12 protein-coding genes and 3 tRNA genes are annotated in these 12,291 nt (G+C 52.0%); 9 read left to right on the top strand and 6 right to left on the bottom strand.

The genetic code is table 11. The features are described from left to right. The first annotated feature begins 93 nt into the window (after window positions 1-93). Both fabG and HMPREF2572_RS12390 read left to right on the top strand, forming a co-directional pair. Window positions 94-822 (top strand): 3-oxoacyl-ACP reductase FabG, encoded by a 729-nt coding sequence (fabG, locus tag HMPREF2572_RS12395; RefSeq protein WP_070498908.1) that lies wholly within the window; start codon window positions 94-96, stop codon window positions 820-822. Continuing rightward, entirely contained in the window at window positions 816-2,060 is a 1,245-nt protein-coding gene (locus tag HMPREF2572_RS12390) for a beta-ketoacyl-ACP synthase (protein ID WP_070498907.1), read from the top strand. The genes fabG and HMPREF2572_RS12390 overlap by 7 nt, the downstream gene beginning before the upstream one ends. Before the next feature lie 87 nt (window positions 2,061-2,147). Here the strand turns inward: HMPREF2572_RS12390 and HMPREF2572_RS12385 are convergent, their stop codons facing one another. The 5 genes from HMPREF2572_RS12385 to HMPREF2572_RS12365 form a co-directional block, all read right to left on the bottom strand. Beyond that, window positions 2,148-2,318 carry a rubredoxin gene (locus HMPREF2572_RS12385; protein WP_003757556.1) on the bottom strand — a complete coding sequence of 57 codons (171 nt, stop codon included), beginning with the start codon at window positions 2,316-2,318 and terminating at the stop codon, window positions 2,148-2,150. A gap of 87 nt (window positions 2,319-2,405) precedes the next feature. After that, window positions 2,406-3,494, bottom strand: a complete 1,089-nt coding sequence (locus HMPREF2572_RS12380; RefSeq protein WP_070498906.1) for an acyl-CoA dehydrogenase family protein — start codon at window positions 3,492-3,494, stop codon at window positions 2,406-2,408. Window positions 3,495-3,645: 151 nt separating this feature from the next. Beyond that, entirely contained in the window at window positions 3,646-4,194 is a 549-nt protein-coding gene (locus HMPREF2572_RS12375; protein WP_070498905.1) for a carboxymuconolactone decarboxylase family protein, read from the bottom strand. A 191-nt stretch (window positions 4,195-4,385) separates the two neighbouring features. After that, a complete protein-coding gene (hemC, locus tag HMPREF2572_RS12370; protein WP_070498904.1) occupies window positions 4,386-5,324 on the bottom strand; it encodes a hydroxymethylbilane synthase in 939 nt (312 codons plus the stop codon). 46 nt (window positions 5,325-5,370) lie between these two features. Further along, complete coding sequence (locus HMPREF2572_RS12365; RefSeq protein WP_070498903.1) at window positions 5,371-5,748, bottom strand: hypothetical protein; 378 nt, start codon at window positions 5,746-5,748, stop codon at window positions 5,371-5,373. A 226-nt stretch (window positions 5,749-5,974) separates the two neighbouring features. On the opposite strand from HMPREF2572_RS12365, the gene ybeY reads away from it, so the two are divergent. Both ybeY and HMPREF2572_RS12355 read left to right on the top strand, forming a co-directional pair. Further along, window positions 5,975-6,490: an rRNA maturation RNase YbeY gene (ybeY, locus tag HMPREF2572_RS12360; protein ID WP_003757572.1), complete on the top strand. Its 516-nt coding sequence runs from the start codon at window positions 5,975-5,977 to the stop codon at window positions 6,488-6,490. Between the two features lies 1 nt (window position 6,491). Beyond that, complete coding sequence (locus HMPREF2572_RS12355; protein WP_016687244.1) at window positions 6,492-7,316, top strand: HlyC/CorC family transporter; 825 nt, start codon at window positions 6,492-6,494, stop codon at window positions 7,314-7,316. Between the two features lie 188 nt (window positions 7,317-7,504). Here the strand turns inward: HMPREF2572_RS12355 and rnr are convergent, their stop codons facing one another. Then, complete coding sequence (rnr, locus tag HMPREF2572_RS12350) at window positions 7,505-9,997, bottom strand: ribonuclease R (protein WP_148132351.1); 2,493 nt, start codon at window positions 9,995-9,997, stop codon at window positions 7,505-7,507. A gap of 93 nt (window positions 9,998-10,090) precedes the next feature. Here rnr and HMPREF2572_RS12345 point away from each other — a divergent pair. From HMPREF2572_RS12345 to HMPREF2572_RS12325, 5 genes are all read left to right on the top strand, one after another. Next, window positions 10,091-10,177, top strand: a tRNA-Leu gene (locus HMPREF2572_RS12345). Between the two features lie 41 nt (window positions 10,178-10,218). Continuing rightward, window positions 10,219-10,305: transfer RNA gene (locus HMPREF2572_RS12340), tRNA-Leu, on the top strand. A gap of 94 nt (window positions 10,306-10,399) precedes the next feature. Beyond that, window positions 10,400-10,490 (top strand) — tRNA-Ser (locus HMPREF2572_RS12335). Window positions 10,491-10,738: 248 nt separating this feature from the next. Then, window positions 10,739-11,212 (top strand): iron-sulfur cluster repair protein DnrN, encoded by a 474-nt coding sequence (dnrN, locus tag HMPREF2572_RS12330; RefSeq protein ID WP_003757595.1) that lies wholly within the window; start codon window positions 10,739-10,741, stop codon window positions 11,210-11,212. A 181-nt stretch (window positions 11,213-11,393) separates the two neighbouring features. After that, window positions 11,394-12,071, top strand: coding sequence for a GAD-like domain-containing protein (locus tag HMPREF2572_RS12325; protein ID WP_070498901.1), 678 nt, complete (start codon window positions 11,394-11,396; stop codon window positions 12,069-12,071). The last annotated feature ends 220 nt before the right edge of the window (window positions 12,072-12,291 follow it).

Here is a 12,291-nt window from a genome sequence, read left to right as displayed (position 1 = left end):
GTTCTCTTTGAGCTAAGGCGAGGCAACGCCGTGCTGGTTTAAATTTAATCCACTATATAAATAAGCAGACTGCGCCAACCAATAGGAAACATTATGAGCGAAACCATCTTAATTACCGGCTCCAACCGGGGCATAGGCAAAGCCGTCGCACTCGGTTTGGCTGAGGACGGCTTTGATATCGTCGTCCATTGCCGCAGCCGCCGCGATGAAGCCGAAGCCGTAGCGAAAGAAATCCGAGCATTGGGCAGACAGGCGAGGGTGTTGCAGGTTGACGTGTCCGACCGCGCAGCCTGTCGCGATATTCTGACTGCCGACATCGAGGCAAACGGCGCGTATTACGGCGTGGTGTTGAACGCCGGACTGACGCGTGACAATGCCTTCCCCGCGTTTTCAGACGACGATTGGGATTTGGTGCTGCGTACCAATTTGGACGGTTTTTATAATGTGTTGCACCCGTTGACCATGCCGATGATACGCCGCCGCAAAGCCGGACGGATTGTGTGCATGGCGTCAGTGTCCGGCTTGACGGGCAACCGCGGGCAGGTCAATTACAGCGCGTCTAAGGCGGGCTTAATCGGTGCGGCGAAAGCCTTGGCGGTCGAACTGGCGAAGCGCAAAATCACCGTCAACTGTGTAGCGCCGGGTTTGATCGATACGGACATTGTCGATGAAAACGTACCCGTCGAAGAAATTTTGAAAGCCGTCCCCGCCGCGCGTATGGGGCTGCCGGAAGAAGTGGCGCATGCGGTGCGCTTCCTGATGGATGAAAAAGCGGCGTACATCACGCGCCAAGTGATTGCGGTGAACGGAGGTTTGTGTTGAATACCAGAAGAGTCGTAGTAACGGGCATAGGCGGCATTACTGCCTTCGGCCGCAATTGGCAAAGCATACAGGCGGCGTTTAAAGCCGAAAAAAATGCCGTCAAATACATGGATTGGCGCGAACGTTTCCCTGAATTGGAAGCGCAACTGGGTGCGCCGATTGAAGGCTACGCCCCGCCGGAACATTGGACGCGCAAGCAGCTCAGAAGCATGGGACGCGTGTCGCATCTGTGTGTCGATGCGGCAGAACAGGCACTGACGGATGCGGGTTTGCTTGGCGACGAAAGCATTACCGACGGACGCATGGGCGTGGCGTGCGGTTCGTCTGTCGGCAGCACCAAAGACATCGGCGATATGGGCGAACTTCTGAACACCGGCACATCGCGCAATTTCAACGCCAATACCTATGTGCGCATGATGCCGCATACGACCGCCGCCAATATCGGTATCTTTTTCGGATTGAAAGGGCGCATTATCCCGACATCGAGCGCGTGTTCGTCCGGTAGTCAAGGCATAGGCTATGCCTACGAAGCCATCAAATACGGCATGATAGACATGATGCTGGCGGGCGGCGGCGAAGAATTTTGTCCGTCCGAAGTTTATGTTTTCGACTCGCTCTACGCCGCCAGCCGCCGCAACGGCGAACCCGAACTGACCCCGCGTCCTTACGACAACGGACGCGACGGTTTGGTCATCGGCGAAGGTGCAGGGATTTTCGTGTTGGAAGAATTGGAACACGCCAAACGGCGCGGAGCGAAAATCTATGCCGAACTCGTCGGCTACGGCGCCAACAGCGACGGCAGCCACGTTACCCAGCCGCAAAAAGAAACCATGCAGAAATGTATGGAACTTGCGCTGCAAGACGCGGGTATTACGCCTGATAAAGTCGGCTACGTCAGCGGTCACGGTACGGCGACCGAAAAAGGCGACATCGCCGAAACGCTGGCGACCGAAGCCGTGTTCGGATTCGTGCCCATGAGTTCGCAAAAAAGCTATCTCGGCCATACGCTCGGCGCGTGCGGCGCGCTGGAAGCGTGGTTCACCATTGAAATGATGAACAACGGCTGGTTTGCCCCGACCGTCAATCTGCACGACATCGACCCGCGCTGCGGCAAGGTGGACTATATTTTGAGCGGCGGTCGCGAAATCGAAACGGATTATGTGGTCAGCAACAATTTTGCTTTCGGCGGCGTGAATACTTCGCTGGTGTTCAAACGCTGGCGAGATGAAAACGCTTAATCGCAGCCACGTTATCACAAAATCAAAAAGGTCGTCTGAAACCGTTTGACTCAACGTTTTCAGACGACCTTTTTAGTGTGTCCAAAGCTATATCACGAAATCCAGCAGATAAAAATCTTCTTTGCCCACACCGCATTCCGGGCATTTCCAATCGTCGGGGATATCATCGAATTTGGTGCCGGGGGCGATGCCGTGTTCGGGGTCGCCGAGGTCTTCGTCGTAAATCCAGCCGCAGGGGCCGCACATATATTGTGCCATGGTTTGTTCCTTCTGATATTTGAGGTCGTCTGAAAACGGTCGGCAAAAGGTTTTCAGACGACCTTTTGTTTGGTCTGTTTCAAAACCTTACGCCGCTTCCAATGCCGCGATTTCTTTGCGCAAGTGTTTCAATGCTGGGGTAACGATGGCGACGAACATGGCTTCGCGGACGCGGCGTTGGGCGGGGCTGCGCATGAGATAGCCTTTTGCGCCCGCGTGTAAGGCGGCGGATTGGGCGGCGGCAAGCGTCAGCTCGGAGGCGGCGGCGCGCAGTTTCAGCGTGGCGAGGTTGTCGGGGGTGTTGTTCCAAGCCAAGTCCGCCAGTTGCTCGGTGGTTTGCCATGCTTCGTCCAGGGCGGCTTTGAGGCTGTCGTAGCTGTCGTCGAGGTAGCTGTTGACATCGGCGTTGACGACGTTGGCGATGCGGATGATGCCGAGGCTGCCGTCGATTACGCCCGCGCCGATGCCGATTTGCAGCAGAATGAAGCCGGATTTGATGGTGGCGATGTAGTCGGAGAACTCTTCGGGCGCGGCGATTACGTCTTCGTCAGGGATGAATACGTCTTTGAAATTCAGGCTGAACGTGCGCGTGCCTTCGAGGGCGCAAAATTCGGGGCAGGCTTGCAGGGTTACGCCTTCCCATTGTCCGCCGGTGATGAACATGACGTAGCTGTCGCCGATTTGGGCGGTATTCGCCCAGATGTGGTCTTCGCCGATGTTGGATACCCACGGCAGCGCGCCGTTGACTGTGTAGCCGCCGTCCACGCGCTCGGCTTGAAGATTGTGTTTTTCAATACCGGCGAGGTGTTTGACCGTATTGGACATGCCCGTACCCGCCAATACTTTTCCTTGCAGAATGTCGGCGAGGTATTTGTCTTTGACGGCTTGGTTGGGCGTTTGGTGCAGATACCACGCGCAAGCCGCCTGACACCATGCGCTGAACGAGGTTGCGCCGCATTCTTTGCCAACTTCGCGTAGGACGGCGATTTGCGTCGCCAAACCTAAACCGTTGCCGCCTTCCGCTTCCGTACCGACTGCGCCGAATCCGCCGATAGCGCCGAGTTCGCGCATAAATTCTTCGGGATACAAGCCATTGCGGTCGATTTCGTCCACTAAGGGTTTGAGTTTGGCTTTGACGAGTTCGGCAACTTGAGACAATAAGGTTTCACGGTTCATGATCTTATCCTTGAAAATGTGTGAAGACGGCGCGGGAGCGTTCCGTTTGAGAGGGGATGCGGTCTGTTACAGGGACGGCATTTTTGAAAAAGGTCGTCTGAAAACGGGCAAACGGTTTTGCCGACGCTTTTCAGACGACCTTCAGTCAGAATCAGGCGAACGCCTGCAATTCAGGGTTGATGTCTGTTTGCGCGACGTTATTGACGTAGTTGCACAAAGTCGCCAAGGCAACGCCCATCACGACTTCGACAGCCTGCTGTTGGTTGTAGCTCGCGTCGAAGAAGGCTTTGAGTTCGGCATCGGATACCGCGCCTTTTTTCGCCATCACGGCTTGGGTAAACGCAGCGAGCGCGCCCAGTTTGGCATCGTCAAATTCGCCTGCCGCCAACGCGCGCGAGGCTTTGATGGATTGTTCGGACAGGAGTTTTTTCAGGGTTGCCAGCTTGGTGTGGCCTGCCACGCAGAAACCACATTCGTTGGTGCGGGCGGCGATGATTTGGATGACTTCGACTTCACCGGGAGTCAGGCTGTTGGCGGCGTTCAGTTTGCCGACTTCTTGATAGAACGCCAACGCTTCGGGCGCGTTTGCCAATACGCCGATGAGGTTCGGGATGAAGCCGTTGTTTTTCAGTGCGGCTTCGACGCGGGGTTTTGCTGCTTCGGGAGCGGTTTCGACGGTGTGTACAGTTAAGCGTGCCATATTTATACCTTTGTTTTCAGTGTATTGAACGGAATGTGGCATATTACTCCGATTGGCGTTTGCCGTGAAAGACTGATTGGTTATGTGCTGCAAACCAAAAGTTATAAGCAAAAAAGGTCGTCTGAAAACGAGGTTTCAACGGGTTTGAACCCGCTGTGGCGTTTTCAGACGACCTTTTCTCGTGAACCAATTTATTCGGCTTGTTCTTTCAAAACGGCTTCAATCAATTCTTGCGCGCCGTCGTCCGCCAGTTTCTTGGCGACCGTGCGTCCGAGTGCGTCGGCGTAGGCGGCGGGGGCTTGCGCGTCTGCCTGCAATATTACCGAGCCGTCGGGATGTCCGACCAGTCCGCGCAGGGTGAGCAGGCCGTCTTCTTCGGTGCAATACGCGGCAAGCGGCACTTGGCAGCTTCCGCCCAAAGCGCGGGCGAGGGCGCGTTCGGCGGTTACGCAGGCGTGTGTGACGTCGTGGTTTAAGGGTTTCAAGACGTCGAGAAGGTCGGTGCGGTGTGCGGCGATTTCGATACCCAACGCGCCTTGTCCGGCGGCGGGTAGGCTGTCGGCTTCGGAGAGAATCAGGCGGATGCGTTCGTTCAGTTCCAAACGCTGCAATCCGGCGGCGGCGAGGATGATGGCATCGTATTCGCCGTTGTCAAGTTTGGACAGGCGGGTTTGCACGTTGCCGCGCAGGGGGTTGATAACTAAGTGCGGATAGCGGGCGCGCAACTGGGCTTCGCGGCGCAGGCTGGATGTGCCGACGATCGCGCCTTTGGGCATTTCTTCCAAACGCGCGTATTGGTTGGATACGAATGCGTCAAACGGATTGGCGCGCTCGCCGATGGCGGCAAGGGCGAAGCCTTCGGGCAAATCCATCGGCACGTCTTTAATCGAATGCACTGCCAAATCGGCGCGTCCGTCCTGCAAGGCTTGTTCCAACTCTTTGATAAACAGACCTTTGCCTCCGATTTTCGACAGGGTTTTGTCCAAAATCTGGTCGCCGCGCGTGGTCATGCCCAAGATTTCGACTTCGCAGTCGGGATACAGGGTTTTCAGACGACCTTGGATATGTTTTGCCTGCCACATGGCAAGCAGGCTTTCACGGCTGGCGATAACGAGTTTTTTCGGGTTCATTTGCAGTTTCTGGTTTTCTAATTCATGAGGCGGGAAGTTCGACAGTCTAACACAAACTTTCTACGGTAACCGCCTGACTGTACTTGCCCAAGGGACCGAATCCGTTGCCTTGGTTTTGTTCTTTGGTCAATACTTTCCCCTGAATGCAGATATTGTTCAGGGTAACGTTATATGAGCCGGAACTCAGGCGGTTCTTTTCTACTTGGTCCATCAGGCTGTCGCCGCCGTTGAGGAAATAGGTTTTACCGTCGGCGGTAAATTCAGCCTGTTCGAGCGAATAATGGACTGTTCCTGTCATTTTGACTGTATCTCCGCCACTTTTTTCTACCGGCATTTCCGTCGGTTGGGCAGTCGACGTTTCGATTTTGTTTTGCGGGGAGCAGGCTGTCAGGGCAATCAGTATGGGGAAAAGAAATTTGTTCATTTGCAATTACCGTGGTTGAAGGGTATTCCGCTGAGAATCTGTCAGAGAAAGTGTTGTACTATATCTATTGCAACGAAATAAACTATAATGTGTACCGGCATTGAAATGCCGATTTCGACAGACCGCAAGAAACGGAATACAGGGTCTGTCAGCATGATGTTAGTGCATACTGCCGTAAAATAAAACTTATTCTCTAAAAACATTTTAAACCCAACAGCCTTACAGCATGAAGCGCGCCAAAAAATATCCTTTCTTATCGTTGCAGCGGCAACGTTTCTGCCTGAATTTTGAAAACGCCTCAACCGCCGCCAATCTTCCAAGCGAACGCGATTTTTACCGCTGGGCATGGGCGGCGTTGAAAAACGAATACCGCCGCGCCGACATCAGCCTGATTCTTCTGGACGAAGAAGAAGCCCGCGCCTACAACCGCGATTACCGCGGCAAAGACTACGCCACCAATGTGTTGAGTTTTGCCTTGAACGAAGGCGAAATCCTGCCCGATCAGTTTTCAGACGAGCTTTGCGGCGATTTGATCATCTGCCCGCAAGTTGTCTTAAAAGAAGCAGCCGAGCAGGGCAAAACCGCCGAGCAGCACTTTGCCCACCTGACCATGCACGGCACGCTACACCTGATGGGCTACGACCACATAGAAGAGACTGAGGCCGAAGAAATGGAGGCGCTCGAAATCCGCCTGATGCAGGCGGCAGGTTATCCCAACCCCTACCAAGAGGACGAATACTGAAATGGACGACACCCGGTCGAAACCGACATTTTTTGAACGTTTGATTTCCCGAATTGCCGGCGAACCCGATTCCGCCGAAGACGTACTCAGCCTGCTGCGGCAGGCGCACGAGCAGGAAGTGTTTGACGCGGATACACTTTTGCGGCTGGAAAAAGTCCTCGACTTTTCCGACTTGGAAGTGCGCGATGCTATGATTACCCGCAGCCACATGAACGTTTTGAAAGAAAACGACAGCATCGAGCGCATCACTGCCTACGTCATCGAAACCGCCCATTCCCGCTTCCCCGTCATCGGCGAAGACAAAGACGAAGTCCTCGGCATCCTGCACGCCAAAGACCTGCTCAAATTCATGTTCAATCCCGAGCAGTTCAACCTCAAATCCATCCTTCGTCCTGCCGTTTTCGTACCCGAAGGCAAATCGCTGAACGCGCTTTTGAAAGAATTCCGCGAGCAGCGCAACCACATGGCAATCGTCATCGACGAATACGGCGGCACGTCGGGTCTGGTAACTTTTGAAGACATCATCGAACAAATCGTCGGCGACATCGAGGACGAGTTTGACGAAGACGAAAGCGCGGACAATATCCACGCCGTTTCCACCGAGCGCTGGCGTATCAACGCCGTAACCGAAATCGAAGACATCAACGCCTTTTTCGGTACGGATTACAGCAGCGAAGAAGCCGACAGCATCGGCGGGCTGGTCATTCAGGAATTGGGACATCTGCCCGTGCGCGGCGAAAAAGTCGTTATCGGTGGTTTGCAGTTCACTGTCGCCCGCGCCGACAACCGCCGGTTGCATACGCTGATGGCGACTAAGGTGAAATAACAGGATTCGTCCGACAATCAAAGACAAAGGTCGTCTGAAAACTTGGAAACAGGTTTTCAGACGACCTTTTTGGTCTTGAATTAAGGTGAAATGGAACGACGATTGTATGGAAATATAGATGATGAACAACCGCCGTTTTTTATCTTACCTGTCCGTTAAACAGCTTTTGAAGTTAGCCAAAAGACAAACTATTTAGCCTTGCTTCTACCTTTGCGCTTGGTTGTCGCGGTATCCGAGGTTTTCACCTTGATTTTCACGCTTTTGCTTGGCTTTTTGTCTTTGCGTTTGGCTTTTTCCGCTGCCGGTTTGGCTTTGGCGGTTTTCTTTTTGCCGTTTTCAGACGACGTTGCCGGTTCGTTGGCAGTCTGGGCTTTGCTGCGGCGTTTGGTGGCGGGTTTTTCCTGTTTTACAGGTGTTTTCATCGCGTCGTCGATTTCTTTCGCCGTCAGTTTGCGCTTGGTTTTCGAGCCGGTTGAGGCAGTAGTTTTAGTGCTGCGTTTTTTGCCGCTGGTGCCGCCGCTGATCAAGGTCAGGTCGATTTTGCTGGTGTCCAAATCGGCGCGTGCCACTCGGACGCTGACTTTGTCGCCCATGTTGAAACGGATGCCGCTGCGTTCGCCTTCTATCGCCATGATTTCGGGACGGAAGTTGAAATAGTCTTCGCCCAAATCGCTGATGTGTACCAAGCCGTCGATGTGGATGCCGTCCAGTGTAACGAAGAGACCGAAGTTGGTCATGCCGGAGATTTTGCCTTCGAATATTTCGCCGACTTTATCGCGCATGTAATAGGTTTTCAGCCAGTTTTCCACGTCGCGGCTGGCGTCGTCGGCACGGCGCTCGCAGAACGAGGTATGCACGCCCAAAGCCTGCCAGCTTTTGTTTGGCGTGTAGGTTTGCTGGTTCAATACGGCTTTGATGGCACGGTGGACGGTCAGGTCGGGATAGCGGCGGATGGGAGAGGTGAAGTGGGCGTATGCTTCGTAGGCAAGGCCGAAGTGTCCGTCGCAATGCGGTTCGTAAACTGCCTGCTGCATGGAGCGCAGCATCATGACTTGCAGCAATTCGGCATCGGGTCTACCTTTGAATTGTTCGGCAAGTGCGGCATAGTCTTTCGGTGTCGGGTTGTTGCCGCCGCCCAGTTGCAAACCCAATAAGCCGAGCTGCTCGCGCAGGGTGGCGAGTTTTTCGGGCGTCGGGCCTAAGTGGTTGCGGAAGAGGGTGGTGTGCTTGTTTTTTATCAGGAACTCTGCCGCGCAAACGTTCGCCGCCAACATACATTCTTCAATCAGTTTGTGGGCGTCATTGCGGACAACGGGCACGATTTTTTCGATTTTGCCGTTGTCGTCGAAAAGCATTTGGGTTTCGACGCTTTCGAACTCCACCGCGCCGCGTTCGAAGCGTTTCTTCTGAAGGATTTTGAAGAGTTTGTAAAGGGTGTCGATTTGGGCTTTGTGCGGATGGTCGAGGTCGTCTGAAATCCAATCCCAGACTTGGTTGTAAGTCAGACGGGCGTGCGAACGCATAACTGCAGGGTAGAAGCGGTATTCTTTAATATTGCCCGCATAAGTGATGACCATATCGCACACCATGCACAAACGCTCGACATCGGGATTGAGCGAGCAGATGCCGTTGGACAGGTTTTCCGGCAGCATCGGAATCACGCGGCGCGGGAAGTAAACGCTGGTGCTGCGTTCCTGCGCGTCCGTGTCGATAGCGTCATCGGGGCGGACATAATGGCTGACATCGGCAATCGCCACGACCAAACGGTAATTGCGTCCGACTTTCTCGGCAAACACGGCATCGTCAAAATCGCGCGCCGTTTCGCCGTCTATGGTGACCAAAGGCAAATCGCGCAAATCGACGCGGCCTTTCAAATCGCTTTTACGAACATGGTCGGGGATTTTTTTCGCGGCTTTGGCACACGCTTCGCTGAATTGGTGCGGCAAATGGTGTTTGCGCACAGCGATTTCGATTTCCATACCGCTGTCGGCATAATCGCCCAATACTTCGATGATTTTCGCCACGGCAGGGCGGTTTTGCTCGGGATAAGTCTCAATTTCGCCGACAATGACCTGACCGGATTCGGGTTTGAAATGCGCGACGCTGTCAGGTTCCAAGACGATGCTTTGATTCAGGCGTTTGTCTTCGGCTTCCAAAATCGCCACGCCGCGATCCATATAAAAACGGCCGACCACTTTGCTTTGCGCGCGTTCAACAATATCCAAAACCGTACCTTCACGACGACCTCTGCGGTCGATGCCGGCAGGGCGGACGGTAACAATGTCGCCATGCATGATGCCGCGCATTTGGCGTTCATATAAAACGAAGTCGCCGTCTTTGGTGGGCATGAGCGGTACGGCGAAGCCGAAGCCGTCTTTGTGTGCCTCAACACGGCATTTGACCAAATCCAATTTATCCGCCGCGCAAACCGCGCCGCGTCGGTTGATTAAAACCTGACCGTCCCGCGCCATCGCTTTCAGACGACGTTCGAAAAATTCGTACTCTTCTTCCTTAATCGACAATTCGCGTGCTAAGACTTCGATTTTCGACGGTACGCCTTTTTGTTCCAATAATTCAATGATCCACTCCCTGCTTGGCAGTGGATGTTCGTAACGTTGTTTCTCCCGTTTCAAAAACGGGTCTTTTTCTCGTAAATTTAAAGATTTAATATTTTTGTTCATTTTATTGGTTGACATTCTTTTTCTAAAATATATAATGACCGCTTCTTTGCGAAATAGTCAATCACTGTAACGCAAAACAGGAAATAAAGCAAAGCCCAGGTGGCGGAATTGGTAGACGCGCTAGCTTCAGGTGCTAGTGTCCTCACGGGCGTGGAAGTTCGAGTCTTCTCCTGGGCACCAAGGCTTTTGGTCGTGCTACTTTGCTTATCTCCATTCTAATTGCCCAGGTGGCGGAATTGGTAGACGCGCTAGCTTCAGGTGCTAGTATCCTCACGGGTGTGGAAGTTCGAGTCTTCTCCTGGGCACCAAATCAATTATCCGGCTTATCCGGATTTTTTATTGAATAGATTTATTTGTCTGATTAAGATACAATATCAGGCAGCAAAATATGTTTGATTCCACAGAGAGGTGGATGAGTGGTTTAAGTCGCACGCCTGGAAAGCGTGTATACGTGAATAGCGTATCGAGGGTTCGAATCCCTTCCTCTCTGCCAGATTCCCAATAGCCCGTCTTGATTAAGACGGGCTATTTTTATTGCCTTTAATTCAGGTTGCAAGCTACTCCAGTCTCTCTTTTAAAAATAAATCACTTTTATTCTCAATTTGTTATACGTTTCGGTTCCATCTATACAAATCAGTTTTGCAGGTGTATCCTTCACTCCGTTATATACATTCATAAAAAATCCATCTTTAAAAAGGTCGTCTGAATACGCCGGCCTGACACAAATCCAAGGATACTGCCATGACTGATTTTACCGTATGGGAAACCGCGCCGTTTGGTGCAACCATCGACCATATCCTGCAACGCTACCACGATGTACACCGCGGGCAATTTGAAGAACTGGTTCCGTTGGCGCAAAAAGTTGCCGAAGTACACGCCGACAGTTTTCCGGCTGAAGTGCCGGAGTTGCTTGCCTATATGCAAAACGAACTGCTGATGCACATGATGAAGGAAGAGCGCATGCTGTTTCCGATGATCAAACAAGGCGTCGGTCGCGGAGCGGCCATGCCGATTAATGTGATGATGCACGAGCATGAGGAACACGACCAAGCCGTAGCCAAGCTGCTTGAATTGACCAATAATCTGACTGTTCCCGAAAACGCTTGTGGAAGCTGGACGCGCCTGTATACATTGGCACGCGAAATGGTGGACGATTTGACCAACCATATCCATTTGGAAAATGAAATCCTGTTCCCGCGCGTATTGGCTTCTTAAAAATAGAGCTTCTCCAAAGGTCGTCTGAAAATTGTTTTTCAGACGACCTTTCTGTTGTGTTAGGTCTTGCCCCAATCCATAGCTACTTGATGATTACGTCAGTGAAATGAAGAAAAGGCATGGGGAAATGCCAATATGAATGTAGAATTTAACCGTTGTCCGACATAGAAGGAGTAAACATATGAATCTATTCAAACAAACTGAAGGATCAGAATATTTTTTTGAAAAATTTGGAATGCCATTTGCTTCCACGTCGGTTTCAACTGAAACCTTGGCCAAATATCGCGGTAAATTGCCTGACCGTTTGCTGGAATATTGGCAGGAATTCGGTTTTTGCGGATTTAAGGACGGAATATTTTGGCTGACCAATCCGGAAGACTACGAGGACATTCTAGCAGAATGGTTGCCGGAAGATGAGTTAGAAAAGCAATCCCATTATGTGATTGCCCGTTCAGGATTTGGGGATCTGTTTGTGTGGAATAGCGAACTTGGTAATGACTATAAGATTATTGGGTTGTGGGGATGGATATCTAAACGTGATCCTGATTTCAGCGATTGGATTCAGGACGGAAGAGACGGAGAAGTGATTGATGGTTTCTTCGGTTTCCAGGTATATGAAGAGTTGGATACGCAAGACAATGATGGCAATCCGCTCTTTCAACGCTGTGTCGAATTATGGGGTCCGCTGGCAGAAAATGAGATGTTCACCTTTGCTCCATATCCTTTTATCAGCGACAGTAAGACGCTGGATGCAATTCGTAAGGCAGATTTATTTATTAATTTTGACATTGTAAGGCAAATGAAAAAGCCGGAGATTTTAACAACAAGGGATTTGTTGCGAAAAGGATGGGGAATATAAACAAAAAGGCCGTCTAAAAAATTGAACTGTACCCCAGAAGTTGGGCATCCCCTCCAACCCACAAGGTGCAGTTTTTTATGACCAAATATACATTACACTTCTGAATGAACTGCTCCAGCTCCAGCAGTGGGGAGCGGTCGATGTGTTTGGTAATCATGGCTTGTAAGGTTTGCTAGAAGAAGGTGCTTATGAGAAATCCCCTAAATGTCTTGGTGGGAAT

The organism is Neisseria sp. HMSC064E01, assembly GCF_001808875.1.
GTDB classification, from domain to species: Bacteria; Pseudomonadota; Gammaproteobacteria; order Burkholderiales; family Neisseriaceae; genus Neisseria; species Neisseria sicca_A.
The sequence above is the reverse complement of the archived record's forward strand: the minus strand, read 5'-3'. Positions and strand labels throughout refer to the sequence as shown.

Coding starts and splice junctions, on each gene's coding strand:
- hemC (WP_070498904.1), bottom strand. CDS start 5,324: ATGAACCCGAAAAAACTCGTTATCGCCAGCCGTGAAAGCCTGCTTGCC.
- rnr (WP_148132351.1), bottom strand. CDS start 9,997: ATGAACAAAAATATTAAATCTTTAAATTTACGAGAAAAAGACCCGTTT.
- HMPREF2572_RS12375 (WP_070498905.1), bottom strand. CDS start 4,194: ATGGCACGCTTAACTGTACACACCGTCGAAACCGCTCCCGAAGCAGCA.
- dnrN (WP_003757595.1), top strand. CDS start 10,739: ATGACTGATTTTACCGTATGGGAAACCGCGCCGTTTGGTGCAACCATC.
- HMPREF2572_RS12355 (WP_016687244.1), top strand. CDS start 6,492: ATGGACGACACCCGGTCGAAACCGACATTTTTTGAACGTTTGATTTCC.
- ybeY (WP_003757572.1), top strand. CDS start 5,975: ATGAAGCGCGCCAAAAAATATCCTTTCTTATCGTTGCAGCGGCAACGT.
- HMPREF2572_RS12365 (WP_070498903.1), bottom strand. CDS start 5,748: ATGAACAAATTTCTTTTCCCCATACTGATTGCCCTGACAGCCTGCTCC.
- HMPREF2572_RS12325 (WP_070498901.1), top strand. CDS start 11,394: ATGAATCTATTCAAACAAACTGAAGGATCAGAATATTTTTTTGAAAAA.
- fabG (WP_070498908.1), top strand. CDS start 94: ATGAGCGAAACCATCTTAATTACCGGCTCCAACCGGGGCATAGGCAAA.
- HMPREF2572_RS12380 (WP_070498906.1), bottom strand. CDS start 3,494: ATGAACCGTGAAACCTTATTGTCTCAAGTTGCCGAACTCGTCAAAGCC.
- HMPREF2572_RS12385 (WP_003757556.1), bottom strand. CDS start 2,318: ATGGCACAATATATGTGCGGCCCCTGCGGCTGGATTTACGACGAAGAC.